The organism is Paraburkholderia sp. BCC1876 (assembly GCF_902833695.1).
Lineage (GTDB): Bacteria > Pseudomonadota > Gammaproteobacteria > Burkholderiales > Burkholderiaceae > Paraburkholderia.
Genome location: NZ_CADFGI010000014.1, coordinates 127,744 through 145,150 on the forward strand (window position 1 = coordinate 127,744; position 17,407 = coordinate 145,150).

Annotated in this window: 16 protein-coding genes; 7 read left to right on the forward strand and 9 right to left on the reverse strand. The window is 60.8% G+C overall.

What is annotated here, in order from left to right:
* Positions 1-36 precede the first annotated feature (36 nt).
* Both HWY05_RS33845 and HWY05_RS33850 read left to right on the forward strand, forming a co-directional pair.
* Positions 37-1,074, forward strand: coding sequence for a DUF1338 domain-containing protein (locus HWY05_RS33845; RefSeq protein WP_176061083.1), 1,038 nt, complete (start codon positions 37-39; stop codon positions 1,072-1,074).
* Between the two features lie 132 nt (positions 1,075-1,206).
* Complete coding sequence (locus tag HWY05_RS33850; protein WP_176061131.1) at positions 1,207-4,182, forward strand: FAD-binding and (Fe-S)-binding domain-containing protein; 2,976 nt, start codon at positions 1,207-1,209, stop codon at positions 4,180-4,182.
* 33 nt (positions 4,183-4,215) lie between these two features.
* Here HWY05_RS33850 and HWY05_RS33855 read toward each other — a convergent pair whose 3' ends face one another.
* Entirely contained in the window at positions 4,216-4,848 is a 633-nt protein-coding gene (locus HWY05_RS33855; RefSeq protein WP_176061084.1) for an XRE family transcriptional regulator, read from the reverse strand.
* A 532-nt stretch (positions 4,849-5,380) separates the two neighbouring features.
* Here HWY05_RS33855 and HWY05_RS33860 point away from each other — a divergent pair.
* Complete coding sequence (locus HWY05_RS33860) at positions 5,381-5,830, forward strand: hypothetical protein (RefSeq protein WP_176061085.1); 450 nt, start codon at positions 5,381-5,383, stop codon at positions 5,828-5,830.
* A 64-nt stretch (positions 5,831-5,894) separates the two neighbouring features.
* Here HWY05_RS33860 and HWY05_RS33865 read toward each other — a convergent pair whose 3' ends face one another.
* Both HWY05_RS33865 and HWY05_RS33870 read right to left on the reverse strand, forming a co-directional pair.
* Positions 5,895-6,473, reverse strand: a complete 579-nt coding sequence (locus tag HWY05_RS33865; protein WP_051981123.1) for a GNAT family N-acetyltransferase — start codon at positions 6,471-6,473, stop codon at positions 5,895-5,897.
* 112 nt (positions 6,474-6,585) lie between these two features.
* A complete protein-coding gene (locus tag HWY05_RS33870; RefSeq protein ID WP_176061086.1) occupies positions 6,586-7,230 on the reverse strand; it encodes a glutathione S-transferase C-terminal domain-containing protein in 645 nt (214 codons plus the stop codon).
* A gap of 72 nt (positions 7,231-7,302) precedes the next feature.
* Here HWY05_RS33870 and HWY05_RS33875 point away from each other — a divergent pair, with 72 nt between their 5' ends.
* Both HWY05_RS33875 and HWY05_RS33880 read left to right on the forward strand, forming a co-directional pair.
* Complete coding sequence (locus HWY05_RS33875) at positions 7,303-8,037, forward strand: TetR/AcrR family transcriptional regulator (RefSeq protein ID WP_176061087.1); 735 nt, start codon at positions 7,303-7,305, stop codon at positions 8,035-8,037.
* A gap of 66 nt (positions 8,038-8,103) precedes the next feature.
* A complete protein-coding gene (locus HWY05_RS33880) occupies positions 8,104-8,808 on the forward strand; it encodes a hypothetical protein (protein WP_051981125.1) in 705 nt (234 codons plus the stop codon).
* Between the two features lie 9 nt (positions 8,809-8,817).
* On the opposite strand, the gene HWY05_RS33885 is transcribed toward HWY05_RS33880, so the two are convergent.
* A complete protein-coding gene (locus tag HWY05_RS33885) occupies positions 8,818-9,495 on the reverse strand; it encodes a DJ-1/PfpI family protein (RefSeq protein WP_176061088.1) in 678 nt (225 codons plus the stop codon).
* A 132-nt stretch (positions 9,496-9,627) separates the two neighbouring features.
* On the opposite strand from HWY05_RS33885, the gene HWY05_RS33890 reads away from it, so the two are divergent.
* Both HWY05_RS33890 and HWY05_RS33895 read left to right on the forward strand, forming a co-directional pair.
* On the forward strand, positions 9,628-10,623 hold the full coding sequence (locus HWY05_RS33890) for a DJ-1/PfpI family protein (protein WP_035561262.1): 996 nt from the start codon (positions 9,628-9,630) through the stop codon (positions 10,621-10,623).
* Between the two features lie 115 nt (positions 10,624-10,738).
* Positions 10,739-12,043: a hypothetical protein gene (locus HWY05_RS33895; RefSeq protein WP_176061089.1), complete on the forward strand. Its 1,305-nt coding sequence runs from the start codon at positions 10,739-10,741 to the stop codon at positions 12,041-12,043.
* A gap of 70 nt (positions 12,044-12,113) precedes the next feature.
* On the opposite strand, the gene HWY05_RS33900 is transcribed toward HWY05_RS33895, so the two are convergent.
* From HWY05_RS33900 to HWY05_RS33920, 5 genes are all read right to left on the reverse strand, one after another.
* On the reverse strand, positions 12,114-12,476 hold the full coding sequence (locus HWY05_RS33900) for a cupin domain-containing protein (RefSeq protein WP_035561266.1): 363 nt from the start codon (positions 12,474-12,476) through the stop codon (positions 12,114-12,116).
* Positions 12,477-12,609: 133 nt separating this feature from the next.
* Positions 12,610-13,665 carry a polyamine ABC transporter substrate-binding protein gene (locus HWY05_RS33905; protein ID WP_231585164.1) on the reverse strand — a complete coding sequence of 352 codons (1,056 nt, stop codon included), beginning with the start codon at positions 13,663-13,665 and terminating at the stop codon, positions 12,610-12,612.
* Positions 13,666-14,394: 729 nt separating this feature from the next.
* Complete coding sequence (locus tag HWY05_RS33910; RefSeq protein ID WP_176061090.1) at positions 14,395-14,709, reverse strand: DUF4148 domain-containing protein; 315 nt, start codon at positions 14,707-14,709, stop codon at positions 14,395-14,397.
* A gap of 171 nt (positions 14,710-14,880) precedes the next feature.
* Positions 14,881-15,954: an aldose epimerase family protein gene (locus HWY05_RS33915; protein WP_176061091.1), complete on the reverse strand. Its 1,074-nt coding sequence runs from the start codon at positions 15,952-15,954 to the stop codon at positions 14,881-14,883.
* A 33-nt stretch (positions 15,955-15,987) separates the two neighbouring features.
* Positions 15,988-17,217, reverse strand: a complete 1,230-nt coding sequence (locus HWY05_RS33920) for a DNA-binding transcriptional regulator (protein WP_176061092.1) — start codon at positions 17,215-17,217, stop codon at positions 15,988-15,990.
* Positions 17,218-17,407: the final 190 nt, after the last annotated feature.

Genomic DNA, 17,407 nt, shown 5'->3' on the forward strand with positions numbered 1-17,407 from the left:
CGCCAGGCATCACGTAAAGCCCCGTAGAGAACCCATATGCGAAACATCAAGAATGCGAATGTCGAACAACTGCTGCAGAAACTGCTAGGCGCCGACACCACCGCGCGGCTCTTCGCCACGCTGAACCATCCGCAGATTCTGAACGAGTGGGAAACGGGCACCGTCACGCGCGTGGAACTCGCGCAGGCGATGAACATGGCGCTGTTCGAAGACCTGCTGGCACGTTCACCGAACGGCCGCCAGTACACGGACGAAACGATCGCCGCCGGCGGCAGCGTGTATTTCGATCACGGCGCGCTGCGCACGGTGCGCTGGCCGCACAGCGGCGCGCTGCCGATGGGCGAAGCCGCGTTCGCGCGCATTCTGCGTCCGCTCGGCTTCAGCATCAACGGTCGCTATCCGCTCGACCGCTTGGGTATGACCGGTCGCGCGTGGGCGCATGACGACGCGCCCGACGAGATATCGCAATTCTTCGTCAGCGAATTGCATCCCGAGCGTTTTTCCGAGGCTTTCCAGCAGGCCGTGACGAACGTGATCGGCGCCTCGCGCGATCCGTTGACGCCGCGCGCCGTCGGCCAGTTGTGGGAGCTCGAACGCGACGGCGTGCTGCCGCTCGACGCGGCGCACGAATTGCTGCCCGTGATCGTCGGCGCGTTCGCGCGTCAGCACGAGACACCACGTGAAGCCGATTACGAAGTATTGTTGAAGGAGTCGGCGGAAATGGCGTGGATCGCCACGGAAGGCAACGCGTTCAATCACGCCACCGATCGCGTCGCGGACGTCTTCCAGCTCTCCGACGACGAGAAGGCCAAGGGTCGTCCGATGAAGCCGGAAGTCGAGCGCTCGCGTTCGGGCCGCGTGTTCCAGACCGCGTATCGCGCGGACAGGGTGCGTCGCGAATTCGTTACTGCCGACGGCGGTGTCGTGACGCGTGACGTGCCGGGCTCGTTCTACGAGTTCATCACGCGCAAGCGCACGTTCGATCAGGACGCGCGCCGCTGGGAAACCGACCTGCGTTTCGACGCGGGCAACGCTCAAGGCATCTTCAAGATGACGGCGAGCCAGGCGGCATGAGCGTCGAGCAACGGCGCTCGAACGTTGAACAGAACACGTGAGGGCGCGGCAGTGGGAACATCAACATCATTCGATGAAGCGCAAGCGAATACGCCGCACGATACCGAGCGCGGCACGCTAAACGCCGCACGCGTGGCCACGCCGTTCAAAGGCACCGCCGCCGTGCTGCAGGCACTCGAAGCGGACCTGCGCCGCCATGTGCGCGGCGAAGTGCGCTTCGATCAGGGCTCGAAAGCGCTGTATGCGGCGGATGCGTCGAACTATCGTCAGGTTCCGCTCGGCGTCGTCGTACCCGCCGATGTCGACGATCTGCTGGCCACGCTCGCCGCCTGCCACCGCAACGACGTACCGTTTTTGCCGCGCGGCGGCGGCACGTCGCAGAACGGCCAATGCGTGAACGTCGCGGTGGTGGCCGACGCGAGCAGGTACGTGAACCGCGTCGTGTCGGTCGATCCGGTCGCGCGCGTGGCGATCGTCGAACCGGGCGTGGTGTGCGACACCTTGCGCGACGCTGCCGAACAACACGGCCTCACCTTCGCCCCCGATCCAGCGACGCATAGCCGCTGCACGCTCGGCGGCATGATCGCCAACAACTCGTGCGGCGCGCATTCGGTGATGGCGGGAAAGACCGTGGAAAACGTCGAAGCGCTGGAAATCGCGACCTTCGACGGTGCGCGTTTCTGGGTCGGCCCGACTTCCGACGCGGAACTCGAAAGCATCATCGCGGCCGGCGGCCGTCAGGGCGAAATCTACGCCGCGCTCCGGCAATTGCGCGACACCTACGCCGAGCAGATTCGCGCGAAATTCCCGCGTATCAAACGGCGCGTGTCGGGCTTCAATCTCGATCAACTGTTGCCGGAAAACGGCTTCAACGTGGCGCGCGCGCTAGTCGGCACCGAGGGCACCTGCGCGGTGACCTTGCAGGCGAAAGTGCGCCTCGTGAAGAGTCCGGCGAAGCGCGTGATCGTCGTGGTCGGCTTCACCGATATCTACATCGCGGCGGATGCCGTGCCGAATTTCATGCGCTGGGAGCCGATTGCGATCGAAGGACTCGACCGCGCGATCATTCGCGGCTTGCAGGCGCGCGGGTTGAAGAAGGACGAGATCGCGCTGCTGCCGCCGGGCGACGCATGGGTCGTGCTCGAATTCGGCGCGGACACGCAAGAAGCGGTGATGCAGCGGGCACAAGCCGCTGCGGCGTATTTTTCGTCCGGCGAGGCGGGGCCGAACGTGTCGGCGATGCTCGTCGAAGATCGCGTGTTGCAGGCGAAGGTGTGGTCGATTCGCGAGACGGGGGCGTCGGCGGTGGCGTTGTCGGTTGAGGACGGCGCGCCGGATCCGGTGGTTGGCTGGGAAGACGCCGCCGTCGATCCGATGCGGCTCGGCGACTACCTGCGCGCGTTTCAGGCGCTGGTGGACCGCTATGGCTACGAGACGAGCCTGTACGGCCATTTCGGCGACGGCTGCGTGCACGCTCGTATTACGTTCGATCTGCGCAGTGCGGCGGGCGTCGCGACGTGGCGCAAGTTTCTGCGCGAAGCGGCGGAACTGGTGGTCGAATTCGGCGGCTCGCTGTCGGGCGAACATGGCGACGGCCAGGCCAAGGCCGAGTTCCTGCCGATCATGTACGGCCCGGAATTGATGCACGCCATGGAGCAATTCAAGGCGATCTGGGATCCGGCCAATCGTCTGAATCCCGGCAAGGTCGTGCATGCGTATCGTGCCGACGAAAATCTGCGGATGGGTCCGGCCTACAAGCCGGTGACGCTGCAAACGAAGCTCACGTTCGCCAGCCCGGAAGGCGACGGTTTCCAGCGCGAGATCGAGCGCTGCATCGGGATGGGCAAGTGTCGTTCGCTCGAAGGCGGCACGATGTGCCCGAGCTATCGCGCCACACGTGAAGAGCGTTATTCGACCCGTGGCCGCGCGCATCTGTTCTGGGAAATGCTGCAAGGCGACGTGATCGCCGACGGCTGGCAAAGCCGCGAAGTGAAAGAGGCACTCGATACTTGTCTTGCCTGCAAGGGCTGCAAATCCGATTGCCCGACGCATACGGATATGGCTTCGTACAAGGCCGAGTTTCTCTCGCATTACTACGAGACGAAGCGTCGGCCACGGCAGGCGCTGTTCATGGGGCGCATCGGCGAATGGGCGCCATGGGCGGCGCGCTTTCCGCGTTTGACGAACTTCATGACGTCGGCGCCGGGCCTGGCTTCGCTCGGCAAGTGGGTGGCGGGCGTGGCGCAGACGCGTGAGTTGCCGCGCTTCGCCGGGACGACGTATCGGGAGATCGCGCGGCGTTCTTCATCCAACTCGTCCAACTCTCGTGGGGCTGAGGGTAACGTTGGCAACGTGGGGAAGAAAGTCATTCTCTGGGTCGACACGTTCAACGATCACTTCACGCCCGAAATCGCCGAAGCCGCCGCGGATGTTTTAAAGCAACTCGGCTGGCACGTCGTGCTGCCGAAGAATCGCCTGTGCTGCGGGCGTCCGCTGTATGACTTCGGCCTGCTCGAACGCGCGCGTGAACTGCTCATGCACATTCTCGACGACCTCGCGGACGATATCGCCGCTGGTGTGCCGCTGGTCGGTCTCGAACCCGGTTGTTTATCCGTCTTCAAGGACGAACTGCTGAAGCAATTGCCCGGTCACGCGTTGGCGAAGCAGTTGTCCGCGCAAACATTTCTGTTCTCGGATTTCGTCGCGCGTCAGCCGTTCGACTGGCCGACGCTCTCCGCGGATGTGATCGTGCACGGGCATTGTCATCAGAAGGCGCTGTTCGGCATGCAAGGCGACACGGCGTTGCTGAACAAACTCGGCGTGACCTGGAAACTGCTCGACACGGGATGCTGCGGCATGGCGGGATCGTTCGGCTTTAACTCCGAGCATCACGCGTTGTCGGAGAAGATCGGCGAAGACACGCTGTTTCCGGCCGTGCGTGAAGCGACGGCGGCGAATGCGGAAACGATCGTGCTGACCAATGGTTTTAGTTGCCGCGAGCAGATCGAACAGGGAACGGGCCGCCACGCAATGCATATTGCGCAACTCGCGCAGCGGGCATTGGCGGCGGCGCGCGTGGACGTGGTTGCTGACGTTACGGTCGGTTAAGACGCTACGCGCGGATTGCAGCGTGCGCGCGTGTTATTTCTTCGGTGAATCGGTGGCGCTCGGCACGGTCGGGATGTCGGCGCTGGTCGCCATCCACAACACTTCGGCGTCTTCGTCGCTCGTCGAAACCGCCGCGTGGCCGGTGCGGCTGTCGAAGTACAAACTGTCGCCGGCGTTCAGATGCGTTGGCGCGTACAACTCGGAATACAGGCACACGCTGCCGCTAATCACGTACAGGAATTCTTCGCCTTCGTGACGACCCCAGTCGTCGAAGGCGTCGAGCGTGTGCGCGGAAATGCGGATGCGGAACGGCAGCATCGCTTTGTGCGCGAGGTCGGTGGCGAGCAACTCCATCTGATAGCCGCGATACGCGTGGCGCTGGCCTTCATTTTTGCGGGTCAACGCGCGACGTCCGCTCGCGCTGACTTTCGGCGTGGAGCCGAACAACTCGCCGATTTCGATCTTCAGACCCAGCACGATTTTCTGCAGCACGTCGAATGTGGGGGACATCAGGCCGTTTTCGACTTTGGAGAGCGTCGAGCGGGACACGCCGCACAGGCGGCTCGCGGTTTCCAGCGTCAGATCCTGGGCCTGACGGGCGGCGCGCACGCGTCGGCCGAGGTCCGTAGTGGAGGGATCGGCGGGTTTGGTGAGATGGGTATCCATGGGGTCCGACAGCTTGAAAGCTCGCCTTCGTGGGCGCGTGGTGTTTCCGATAATAACATTCGGTGCGGCGGGTCCGGTCGGCGAGGACGGTCGGGGATTGCTCGCAGGACGATGATCGGCGCTCATTGGGCGGATGTGCGCAGCTGACCGTACGCGCCAGTTTTCTCATCGGAAACGTCATGCTTCGGGATGGCGTGTGAGCCTTGCATCGCTGTGGTTGGCTTCGTCAATTAAGGCGACGTATGCGTGTGGATTGGCAATCGGCATTATTTGCTGAATGCATATTTGAATGCGGTAATTGTTAAAGACAAAGATCAAGGGTCATTGCGCATTTGCAATCCGCTATAGGTGCTTTGATGCGCTCTGATGGATAAGTCAAAGATCGTTGAAGGATTTTATTTTGTGTGACAAAAATATGCCTGTAGCATAGTGATTATTTTTTGTTAAATGGCCTCGTTGACGGTTATTTTTATCTGCCATATCGATTACGATGCAGGGATTAAAAACAGCATCACTCAGATAAAAACGATCCATGTCGCAGAATCGTAAAAAACGACCAACGGGGAATCAGGGGCGTCGAAAACCGCTTGGAAAGACCAAGCTCCTGCCGCATACCACCTCTTACGTGCGTGAGCAATCGCTTTACTGGCATCTGGCTTTGGCCGCATTTCAGACGGGCAACGGTAATGGCGATCTGCTGGTCAAACTGGTCAAGGCGCTTTATCTCGCCTGGTATCTTCAGCAGGCCGGTTTCGGCGACGTTGAACGCGAGCTTTATCTCGAAGCAGAGCGCATTCTGGACGCCGCCGCTCACAGCGCGAACAAAGATATCTGGTCGATCGCCGCCACCGACTGTCCGCCGATTATCCGGATTCTCGATTTTCATGAGCAGCAATTGCTGTGCGCACCGGTGTTTGCGGTTGATGAAGCCGAATCGCGTGTCGTGCGTTTTGGAAAGAGTGAGAGGCGATCGCCTTGGTGAGGGCGAGTGGGGGCGCCGCATAGCACCGGCGGCGGTTAAGGGCCGTTTATTATCCGACGCCGTTTTAATTTACCCAACGGGCGTTCCATTTGACGCAGTTCGCCTGCGCGGTACTCGCTTCAACCGTTGCGTCGCCGAGATGACGCTCAAAATGCACCAGGTCGTACCACACCCCATGCATCCGTATGCTGCGTGTTGCTCTACCGTAAGCGACAAAACCATTGCGTTCTAACACGCGGCTGGAAGCCCGGTTTTCATGCCGCACCGTCGCCTCGACTCGCCATAGTTTCAAATCGGCACGCGCAGTTTGTAGGGCGAGCTCGACAGCCTGCGAAGCATAACCTCGTCCCGCGAATTGCTCGCCGATGCGATATCCGAGCATTGCTTTGTTGTAGTAACGCCGCTCCACGCCCGTCAGATTAATTCGGCCAACAATCTCTTCGTCTTGTTTGACGAGAAACTGATAAGCCTTGTCTTCCCGTTTCTCTCTTTGCGCCGTTTCTATCGCTGCTTTGACAGCATCGATGCTGTAGTAGTCCGCATCGCGAGCATTGATCCAGTGCTCGAAATAGGCGCGATTTTGCAGTTCAAACTGAAGGAGCGGCTCGGCGTCGTTGAGGGTCAACGGGTGGATTTGTACCATTCTATTTTTTAACCTGCAGGCAAGTGTCGACGTTCTTTGCGCGCAGTTTATCGGAACGGTGGATTCTCCGTTTCGGCACGTGCAGCGCCCGGAGGCGCTGCTACGTACGCACTCACGAAGCGCTTGCTTGCCGCCTCGCCTGCTCCTCGCCAAACAGCGCGATCTCTTCTTTCAATGCCTTGGCGACAGGCGGTCGAAGCGTCGTCCGTTTGTAGTACGCCGCGACGGCAGGCCACCCGGCGAGATCGACGCCACTGTACTGCGCCCAGTTCAGCACGGTGACGAGGTAAGCGTCTGCCACCGTAAAGCGATCCAGCAAAAACTCGTGGTCGCCGAAATGCTGTTCGAGCACCTGAAGGCGCAGCGCGACTTTCTTCTGCGTGTAGGCCCGAACATCGACGGATGCATGCGGATCGAGCAGCGGCACGAACACGCCCTTATGTAGTTCCGTGCTGATAAAACCCAGCCACTCCTGCAACTTCGCGCGCTCCGCCGTGCCGACCGCCGGCGCAAGCGCAGCCGCTGGAAATGCATCGGCCACATACGGCAGGATCGCGGTGTTTTCCTTCAGCAGCCAGCCCTCATCCGTACGCAGCACGGGCACCTGTCCCAACGGGTTGATCGGATAAAAATCGGAGCCGTCACGCAATTGCTTTGACTTCGTGTCGACTTCAATGAACTGCGCGTCCGCGTTGGCTTCATAAAGCGCAATGCGGGTTGCGAGTGAACAGGCGAGTGGCGAAAAGTAAAGCTCCATGCTCGTGACTCCGGGTCGTTGTGATTGTTTTTGTACTATAGTGTATAAAAATCAACGCTGGCAACTATTTATATGCACACCGGTACAAAAAACGAAAAGCGCTCGCGTGGACGGCCTCGCAGCTACGATCCCGAGCAGGCGCTGAGCGACGCGCGAGACGCGTTCTGGGACGGTGGCTATTCCGGCACCTCGCTCGACGCGCTGAGCGAGTCGACGGGAATGAACCGCCCGAGTCTGTACGGCGCGTTCGGCGATAAACACGCGCTCTATCTGAGCACGCTGGATCGGTACGTCGAAACCGGGCTTCAGGGTATGGAAGCGGCGCTCGGCGGAGATCGACCTTTAGCCGATGCCTTGATGTCGGTGTACGACGGTGCACTAGCGATCTATTTGCCGGTTGGCGTGGCGCCGCGTGGCTGTTTTCTGATCGGCACGGCGTTGGCAGAATCGAGAGTCGATCAGGAAGTTCGGGACAAGCTCGCAGCGGGGCTGAATACGTTCGACGCGTCGTTTGAGCGGCGCCTCGAACGTGCGAAGGCAGCCGGTGAACTCGATAGCGCCGCGAATCCGGCCGTGTTGGCGAAGGTCGCTTCCGCGATTCTGCACAGTCTGGCGCTGCGCTCGCGCGCGGGCGATTCACACGCCTCGCTGCGCGCAACGGCCAAGGCGGGCGTTGCGTTGATCTGCGGCATGCAGGCGGAGCCGCCGCGCAAGACTGTTAGAAAACCTCGTGGCGGTGGCGGTGGCGGCGTGCCGGCCACTAGTGCGCTTGATGAAGCTCCCGTGCGACGCAAGTCGAACCGATAACGAGCGCATCATGCCGAGAACAATCATCTCAATGAGTTACGACTGCCATTGCATCGAGTGGGACAAGTGCTGACTTCTTACTTCTCGAGTGGCGACGTTATCCGCAGTCGCTACGTCAGCGACATCGTGCTATCCGGTGCGCTCGACATACCCATGCCTTCGCCACGTCTGCTGGCGGATTGGCAACGCGAAATTGCGACCAACATGGTTCTCGAAACCGGCGACGTCGAAGTCATGCCGTTGGCGCGCGCGCGGGCGCGTTGGCCGGACTACGGCCGCTGCGTGCAGGCCGTGTCCGACTGGACGCGCACGCTGGGATTGCCCGACGTGCTCGCATCCAGCGACGTCGCCCTGATGGTCTGCCGAGGCGCGAGGTATCACCACGACGCCGAGCAATATGGCGGCGCGGCGTTCTGCAATCTCTTCCTGAGCGAAGACCGCGGACTCGACGTGCATTTTCCGTCTGCCGGCCAACGCATTCCCCTGAAGCGGGGCACGGCGTTGATATTCGACACGGGCCAGCCTCACGGCGTCGTTCAACGCGGCAGCAGCGGCTTCAATGCCGCCGATTTCGCACCGGAAGAAGACTACGTGCAACTCTTCCTGACGTGGGAGCTGCCGATTGAAGACGCTCACGTAGCGCGAGCGCTCAAGGTCGAATTCGACGTCGCGCCTTCCAGCGCATTGCAACTGGATGAAGAGCAAGTCCGGCTCGACGGCGAAAAAGTCATGGTGTGCCCGGAGACGGGACGTTGGCGTCCCGCCGACTGAGCCTCCGCATCAAAGCGATGCAGCCACCCGCATAACGATCTCGCGGCGTCGCGCCAGCGAATCCGCTGACCGCTGACGCACCGACTTCACAACGGCCGGCGGCGCGGTCTCCGGGCTGCCGGCGTCGAATGGCGGAGCGGGCGCGTATTCGAGTTGCAGTTGAACCGCCTGCGCTTGCTGCTCACCGACCAACTCACTCGCCAGCGTCAGCGCGAAATCGATACCCGCCGTTACGCCGCCGCCGCTGACCAGATTGCCGTCACGAACTACGCGATCGCGCACGGGAATCGCGCCCAACGGCGCGAGCAATTCGTGAAACGCCCAATGCGTCGTGGCCTTGCGTCCGCGCAGCAGGCCGGCCGCGCCCAGCACGAGTGCGCCGGTACAGACGGAGGTGACGAAGCGCGCCTGGCTCGCCTGTCGCCGGATGAAGTCGAGGGTGTCCGGATCTTCCATCAGGTCGCCGATACCGGCGCCGCCCGGCACGCAGATCACGTCGAGCGGCGGGCAGTCGTCAAACGTGGTGTCCGGCACGAGCGTCATTCCGCTGCTGGATTTCAGCGGTGCCAGGTCTTTCCAGAGAAGATGAACGGTCGTATCGGGCAGTGAGGAAAAGACGTCATGCGGCCCGGTCAGGTCGAGTTGCTGCACGCGTGGGAACACGAGCAAGCCAATGTGAAGCGTCATTGCAGTACCTCGTTGTTTGAACGTCGTGGCCTGCTCCACGTTCGGCAGGCAATCTGGGGATGGACAGACGAACTGTACGCAAGTACTGTCTGGCGGGAATGCCATATTCCCAACATTTCCCGCCAGGCTGCCATGCGTAAAGCGCTTCGATCGATCAACGTCCTCGCCTTCCCAGACGTGCAACTCCTCGACGTTTCGGGGCCGTTGCAGGTATTCGCGTCCGCGAACGAACTCGCGCGCGGGCGCGGTCTTGCTCCGTGCTACGAGCCGCGTGTGATCGCCGCTCAGGCGGGCACGGTCGTGTCGTCGGCCGGCCTGGGACTCGTCGCGCATGCGCTGCCGTCGGCGCGCACGCCGTCCGACACGTTCATCGTCGCGGGCGGAAGAGGGGTTCACGCGGCATCGCGCGACGCTGTGCTGACCCGCTGGGTGCGTCAGCATGCGGCCATATCGCGGCGGGTCGCGTCTGTTTGCACCGGCGCTTTTCTACTCGCGGCCGCGGGGCTGCTGGATGAACGTCGTGTCGTGACGCACTGGGCGCACTGCAATGAACTCTTGCAGCAATACCCCGCGTTACGGGTGGAACCGGATCGGATTTTCGTTCAGGACGGCACGGTGTGGACTTCGGCAGGTGTCACGGCGGGGATCGATCTGGCGCTGGCGCTCGTTGAAGAAGATCTCGGCCGTTCAATGGCGCTCGACGTCGCGCGAGAACTGGTGGTGTTTCTCAAGCGGCCAGGCGGGCAGTCGCAGTTCAGCAAGGCTTTATCGCTGCAACAGGACGACGATCAATTCGGCGAGCTTCACGCGTGGATCGTGGAGCATCTGACCGTCGATCTTTCGGTCGCCGTGTTGGCCGATCGTGTCGGCATGAGCGAACGCAGTTTCATGCGCCACTACCGCGCGAGGACCGGTAAAACGCCGGCGCGCGCCATCGAACAGATTCGTACCGAGGCCGCGTTAGGCCTGCTCGTGGATACGTCGTTGCCGATCAAGCGCATTGCGGCGCGGTGCGGATTCGGCAGCGAGGAGACCATGCGGCGTAGTTTGATGCGAACAATCGCGGTTACGCCACAGGCGTATCGCGAACGTTTTACGTCGAGAGATAGCGAATTGATGAGGTCGTAGTGCTATCGGGCAACACTCGGTCGCGAAAAAGCCAGGTGCTTTATATCCGTAGCACATCGCCTCCGAATGAGCATGCTTCAATGATCGCTCACCTAGCACCTTCAGAGGCTATCAAATGGCGACGTCAATCTCAGGCACGCCCCTGCGTGCTGCGACACCGATAACGATACCGATTTATCCCGATCTGATTGGTGATGGTGGCAACAAGGCGAACAGAGGTCGAGAAGATCGGCAAGCTCTTCCGGCAATCTATCGCCATCTTCACCAGCAAGATGAACCTTGCTCGCCGATTCAGGCAAATCGTTTTGGATACGCGGGCGATGGCGCGGCGGCCAATGTATTGCGAGGTCTCGGCGCGTTAGGACAGATGGGCGTTTCCCACAGCCGACAAACCGGCGCAGCGCCTTTGCTGCGGATCGTCAAAGCGCGCTCGAACGATTTCGTGCGAGGCGCGTGCGACTTGCTCGGCACCGGCAATCTCGGCGGTAAGGAAGTGCTGGGTCTGGCATCGAAAGCGCTGTCGGATGGCGCGACTGAGTTGGGCATCATGCCGGCAGTTCAAAGCCTGTCCAACAACGTCCAGGATCTGATTGCGGATCCGAAGAGTGAGCAGGCCAAATGGGACGTGGGCAATGCGGCGGCGCATCTTGCTGGTGGACTCGCTGCCACGGCCGCATCGTTTGTCTTTCCTCCCGCCGCGCTGGCGCCGCTGCTTCTGCCGAATTTTTCCGAAATCCATCATGCCGAGGATCTCCGGCACGAAGTGAACCGGTTGCGTGCGCAAGGGCGCAATACGGAGGCCGATGCAATGCACACCATTTATCAGGAGGCTGCGCTAAACGCAACGCCGATCATTAACTGGTTCGGCTCGATCTATAAGTCGGCCATGCAACCCGCCATCGAGACATTCGAGCTATCGCAAGGCAACAAGCCGGATGCTCCGCCAGCGGGCGGCGTACCGCCCGGCTTGGCCGAAAACGCGGGAGACGTTGGCAACTGCTACTACGCGAGCGCTTTGTCCGAGCGTGCACAGAGTTTTGCGAGCAACGCCAGATCACACCTGAAGGAGCTGAGTGAAAAGTCAGGCGCGGACACGGTAACGATTCTGTCGCGTGCACCGCAAGTATTCGCCTGGCCGTCGACGGGGCAGCCAATGCGGACGTTCGACAAGGCGATCGCGATCACTTATTCGAAGCGATCCGATTCTGTCTCGGCCCAGTTTCTCTCTCCAGGGACGCACGGACAATTCCACGTTCCGATCATGGACGGCGTGACAGCGGACCGCCGGATGAAGAACCTCATCGTGGTGGGCAACATGCTGGATCCGCACAAAACGAACGTTAAGTTCGATCTCTCAATGTATCGGGATGGCAGAGTCGGCAACCTCGCTATTGCCGATCCCCGGCATTACGCGGTTTAACGTAGCGCCGCTGCGACGCGGCGAAGAGGTGCGCAATGAGGCGAACCTCTTCAATGGACTCTGCTGTCGTTTATCCCTTGAACTCCACCGAAACAAAAATTTTCCTGCAGGGCTCAAGTACTTCCCACGTCCCTTTGAATCCGGCCGGAATCAGAAAACGATCGCCCGTTCGTACGGTTTTACTCGTTCCGTCAGCGTCACGAATGACGGACACGCCTTCGAGAATTTCACAGTACTCACTCTCGGTGAAGTTCACGCTCCACTGTCCACATGCGCCTTCCCACATGCCCGCCGCGAGTTGACCGCAAGGGCTGGTGAAATGCGTATGAACGGCCTGTGACGGATTGCCGGCGAGTACCGCTTCGGTCTTTGGCATGTACTCGATGCTTTCTTTCGCCGGCTGCGCGAAATCTACGATGTTCGAAATGCTCATGATGTCCCAGTTAAAACGCGAAAAAACGGCAAGATCAAAAAAAGCGTGGCACACGCACCCACTGCGCACGCCACGCCGGAAAGACTCATCTGAAAACCCGTCATCCAGCCAACTTCCACTCAACGTGCGTTGCTCAACTGCCCGATTTCAACTGCGCCCAAAGCCGGTTTTCGAGCCGCATGATCGGCGCCGGTTGCGGCCGCATCAACGTCATCTTGTTCAGCACGTCTGCGGGCGGATAGACGTTCGCATCCTGTTCGATGGTGGGCGTTACGAATTGCCGCGCGGCCCGGTTCGCGGTCGGATAGAACACTTCGTTGGTAATGGCGGCGCTGACCTTCGGGTCTTCGATGTAGTTCATCCATTTCATTGCCGCTTCCGGATGTGGGGCATCTTTCGGAATGACCATCACATCCATCCACACCAGTCCCGCATCCTTGATATTCGAGAACCGGACTTCGTAAGAGCGTTTGGCCTCCGACGCGCGACGCCGGGCAATCCCCACATCACCTGAAAAGCCGAACGCGACGCAGATATCGTTGTTCGCGAGATCGTTGATGTAGCCGGACGAATTGAACTGCGTGATGTACGGACGGATCTTCTTCAATACTTCGTACGCGGCCTGGTAGTCGCCGGGATTGGTGCTGTTCGGGTCTTTGTGCATGTACTGAAGCACGGCGGGAAAAACATCCGATGCCGAATCGAGGAAGGAGACGCCGCAACTTTTTACTTTCGACAGATTCGCTGCATCGAACAGCAGCGACCAGCTATCCACCGGTGCTTCACCACCCAGCGCTTTCTTCACGGCTTGCACGTTATAGCCAATGCCGTCCGTGCCCCATGCCCAGGGCACGCCGTATTGATTGCCGGGGTCCGCGTCGGAGATCAGTTTCATGAGGCCGGGATCGAGATTCGCGAGATTCGGCATCTTCGATTTGTCGATCTTCTGATAGACGCCGGCTTCGATCTGCCGCGCCATGTAGCTCGATGTCGGCACCACGATGTCATAGCCCGAACTGCCTGCGAGCAGTTTGGCCTGCAAAGTGTCGTCGCTGTCGTAACTGTCGTACTTCACGTTGATGCCGGATTGCTTTTCGAAGTTGGCGATCGTGTCCTTCGCTATGTAGTCCGACCAGTTGTAGACGTTCAGCGACGTATCCGCGGCACACGCGGCGCTCATCGTGGTCATAGCGGTCAGCGAGCACAGCAGCGTGCCGGTGAGCGAAAGCAGCGTGTTATGACGGGTCTTCATTCTGCAATCTCCTTGGGTTCATCTTCGGTTTTTTGCCGAAACGACGAGGCGTGACGCCGCCTGCCGCGGCGCAAGCGCACAGCAAAGCAAAAAGGGAGGCGTATGGGCGAACGCCGGCAGCCGTTTCGCGCGGGCAAGCGAACTTGCACGGCACGACCAGGCAAACGCATGGCAAACGGTCAGCCGCTAGCTAAACGAGCGGTCTACCGCATGCAACGCAGGCTCGCGAAAAGAGAGGGGGGCTAAGGCAGAAGCGACGCGATTTCGTCGGTGCGAACGGGAATAGCAGAGGGCGCTGCGATGACGTTATGCCGGCGCACGGAACGGCGCGACAAGACGGTATCGATGGACAGGGGGCGGGATGGCGAAGCGCAGCTGCTCCCCTGATGAGCGATCGGACAGCCGGACAGGAATGTTCTTTCCCGACCAGGCTGGTATCTCACCAATGGACCACGGACTTTCACAATTGAACCCGAAGCGACGTTGAGTAGAAGTTCTCGTTGACGTGAACAACGACGCTGCGAGAACCACCAGACTGCCGCCTTAGGATAGCCGAGCCATTATTTTCGTCAAAGGACTTTCTGACATGAGGTCGTCATGGTCGCGCGCGTGCATGCCAATGCGAGCGCGACATGCACTCGCATCGAATGAACGGGACGTAATGCGTTATTGGCTGTTGGTCATCGGCGCTTGCTGCGCCGGATTCGCCATCGGTGCTTCGGAACCCGTTTGCGATGTGCCACCCGCCGGACTGCCGTAGCCCGTTGCGTTTTGCGCTGCAACGCGTGCTTCGGCTGCCTGAATATCGGCGGGATAAGTGGCGTCGGTCGCAACAGCCGGGTTGTAGCCGGCGTCTTCGAGTTGCTTCAACTGAGCCTTGACCTGTGCACGCGTGAGCGGCTGCTGGTCGGATTGCGCGAGCGCCACTACTGGCGCAGCCAGCACGACCACCAGCGCAACGGCTTTGATTAGCGATTTCATGATGCTTCCCTCCGGAATTGTTTTATCCGGCACCGCAGCAATTTACGGCGCCCATTGAAGGAGTCTAGGAAGCCCGCGGTCCTGGGGAAACACCTGGTACGTTAATTCAGTATTGCCGCAAACAGTAAGTCGGCGCGCTGTAAGCCACGTCGTAAGATAGGATGAATCGCTTCATACGCCTTGGCGTACATCGACTCTATAAGTCGTGACTTGCCGGTACGTATCGCCGGCTCGCACGATTCTCCGTTCCTGCCCGGCCATATTGACCTGGTTCGGAAAACCGCCCGCTTCGAGACACAACCCGGCATGCGCCTGGTAGGTGATGCCGCCGCGCCCCTTCTCGCCATTCAGCCAGTTGCCGGTATAAAACTGTAAGCCGCATTGATCGGTCGAGACGGTCAATTCGCGTCCGCTGCCCGGGTCATACGCACAGGCAACCGGGCGTAACGGCAATGTACCGGCGTCTGCGGCGTCGTGCAGTACGTAGCAATGATCGAATCCATGCGCCCGTGCCAGTTGCGCATGGGGCCAGTCCAGACGTGCGCCAATCGGCGCGCTTTGCCGGAAGTCGAATGCGTTGCCCGCGACTTCCGCGAGCCGGCACGGAATCATCGCCGCGTCGACTTCGAAGAAACGCTCGGCGTCGATCGACAACACATGACCGCGAATATCCGTGCCGGGGCGGCCAGTCAGATTGAAGTACGCATGGCTCGTCAGATTGAGCGGCGTCGCAGCGTCGGTGATCGCTTCATAGGCAATGGTCAGTGTGCCGTCGTCGTCGAGCGTATAGCGCACTTGCGTGGTCACGTTGCCCGGGAAACCGGCATCGCCTTCGGGCGACTCCAGGCGCATGAGCAGCGCGCCGTTGTCCTCGCTCACGTCCCACAGCGCACGATGAAAACCCACGGTGCCGCCATGCAACAGGTTCGCGCCTTCGTTGCGGTCGAGTGTGTACTCGATGCCGTCGAGCGTGAAGCGCGCATCCGCAATGCGGTTCGCCCAGCGGCCGATCAAGCCGCCCATATAAGTGGTGGCCGCCACGTAGTCGGCCGGCGTGTCATGACCCAGCAGAATATCGCCGAGACGCCCCGCGCGATCCGGCGCATGCCACGACACCAGCGTCGCGCCCAGGTCGCTGATGGCAACTTTCATGCCGTGCGCGTTGCGCAGCGTGAAGAGCCGGACGGGATCGCCGCCGTGCAACGTGCCCCACGGCTCGGAAGAAAGGTGTGCGATGCTGATCATGTCGTCGGTCGAAATAAGAGAGTAAAGGTGCGCTCAGTCGGGCATGGGCGTCGACGTCTGCGCCGCATTCGCGCGGTCCTGGTACTCGCGCGGCGTGCAGCCGAGCTCACGCCGAAATACCGCATACATGTACTGCAGCGACGTGAAGCCGCAGCGGATTGCGACCTCCGCGCTGGACGCGTCGCGTTTGGCTAGCAGTGCTTTCGCGACGTCGAGTTTATGGCGCAGGATTTCCTGGTGCACCGTGCATTGCCGTTCGCGCCGGAAGTATTCTTCGAGCGACGAACGCGACACGCCCACGTAATCGGCCACCTGCTCGGTGCGAATGCCCTGGCATGCGTATTGGCGAATAAAGTGCCGCGCGCGCATCACATACGGACTCGCAAGCGGTTGATGTTTGGTCGACTCAAGCACATTAATACCGACGGGCGGCACGAGAATTCGCCGCCCCGGGAAACGTGCGCCGTGCAGCATCTGATGCAACAAATGGGCGGCGGTACGGCCCATTTCGTCGGTGCCCTGAATGACCGACGAAAGTGGAATTCGCGTCAACGTGCGCGTGAGCGGATCGTTGTCGATGCCGATAATCGCCACTTCCTCCGGCACGGGAATGCCCGCGATCAGGCAGGCCTGCAGCAAGTGCCGCGCGCGTGCGTCGGTCACGGCAATGATGCCGACCGGCTTCGGCAATTCGCGTAGCCACGTGGTGAGTTGTTCGGTCGCCTGGTTCCATGATGGCGCGCTGGTGGAGAGCCCGCGATAGATCTCGCTGTCGATCTGCTCCTCGCTGTGGCCGTCCGCACGCCGCAAATGCGCGAACGCCAGTTCCCGCTGTTGCGCCCAGCGGTTTTCCTGCGCCTGCGGCAGGCTGTACAGCGCGAAGTGCTCGAGGCCGGCGCCGATCAGATGCGTGTAGGCCAGCGAGACGAGCTTGCTGTTGTCTGTAGCGATATAGGGTAAGTCCGGAGGGTAGTGCGCCGGCTCTTCGAACGACGACCCCACCGCCACCACCGGCAGCGGACAATCGCGCAGCGCTTCGCCGACGGCCGGATCGTCGAAATCCGCAATGATCCCGTCGCCGTCGAAGCGCTCGATCCCCGTGAGCCGGCAGCGAAAATCTTCTTCGAGAAACAGATCCCACGCCACGCGCGTCGACAGCAGGTAATTGCCGATGCCGGAAATGATCTCGCGGTCGTAGACCTTGTTCGCGTTGAACAGCAGCGCGATCCGATGGGTCGTCTGTGGTGTTTGCGGACGGGTCATGGGTGGGCGGCGTGCGGGTCGTGAATCGGACGCCACGCGCCTTCGTCTCCGGTTGAGTGCGGGTTTGTACCGCATCGTTTTTAAGCGTCTGGTTATTCTAGGCCCCGAATCGCGAAGCCGTGCGAATCAAACGCGCGGGCGGTAAGAAACATCAAGCACGCTGCGCAATTTCGCAATTGCCGATGCCTCG

Coding starts and splice junctions, on each gene's coding strand:
- HWY05_RS33910 (WP_176061090.1), bottom strand. CDS start 14,709: ATGAAATCGCTAATCAAAGCCGTTGCGCTGGTGGTCGTGCTGGCTGCG.
- HWY05_RS33860 (WP_176061085.1), top strand. CDS start 5,381: ATGTCGCAGAATCGTAAAAAACGACCAACGGGGAATCAGGGGCGTCGA.
- HWY05_RS33915 (WP_176061091.1), bottom strand. CDS start 15,954: ATGATCAGCATCGCACACCTTTCTTCCGAGCCGTGGGGCACGTTGCAC.
- HWY05_RS33870 (WP_176061086.1), bottom strand. CDS start 7,230: ATGGAGCTTTACTTTTCGCCACTCGCCTGTTCACTCGCAACCCGCATT.
- HWY05_RS33885 (WP_176061088.1), bottom strand. CDS start 9,495: ATGACGCTTCACATTGGCTTGCTCGTGTTCCCACGCGTGCAGCAACTC.
- HWY05_RS33845 (WP_176061083.1), top strand. CDS start 37: ATGCGAAACATCAAGAATGCGAATGTCGAACAACTGCTGCAGAAACTG.
- HWY05_RS33895 (WP_176061089.1), top strand. CDS start 10,739: ATGGCGACGTCAATCTCAGGCACGCCCCTGCGTGCTGCGACACCGATA.
- HWY05_RS33905 (WP_231585164.1), bottom strand. CDS start 13,665: ATGACCACGATGAGCGCCGCGTGTGCCGCGGATACGTCGCTGAACGTC.
- HWY05_RS33865 (WP_051981123.1), bottom strand. CDS start 6,473: ATGGTACAAATCCACCCGTTGACCCTCAACGACGCCGAGCCGCTCCTT.
- HWY05_RS33875 (WP_176061087.1), top strand. CDS start 7,303: ATGCACACCGGTACAAAAAACGAAAAGCGCTCGCGTGGACGGCCTCGC.
- HWY05_RS33920 (WP_176061092.1), bottom strand. CDS start 17,217: ATGACCCGTCCGCAAACACCACAGACGACCCATCGGATCGCGCTGCTG.
- HWY05_RS33855 (WP_176061084.1), bottom strand. CDS start 4,848: ATGGATACCCATCTCACCAAACCCGCCGATCCCTCCACTACGGACCTC.
- HWY05_RS33900 (WP_035561266.1), bottom strand. CDS start 12,476: ATGAGCATTTCGAACATCGTAGATTTCGCGCAGCCGGCGAAAGAAAGC.
- HWY05_RS33890 (WP_035561262.1), top strand. CDS start 9,628: ATGCGTAAAGCGCTTCGATCGATCAACGTCCTCGCCTTCCCAGACGTG.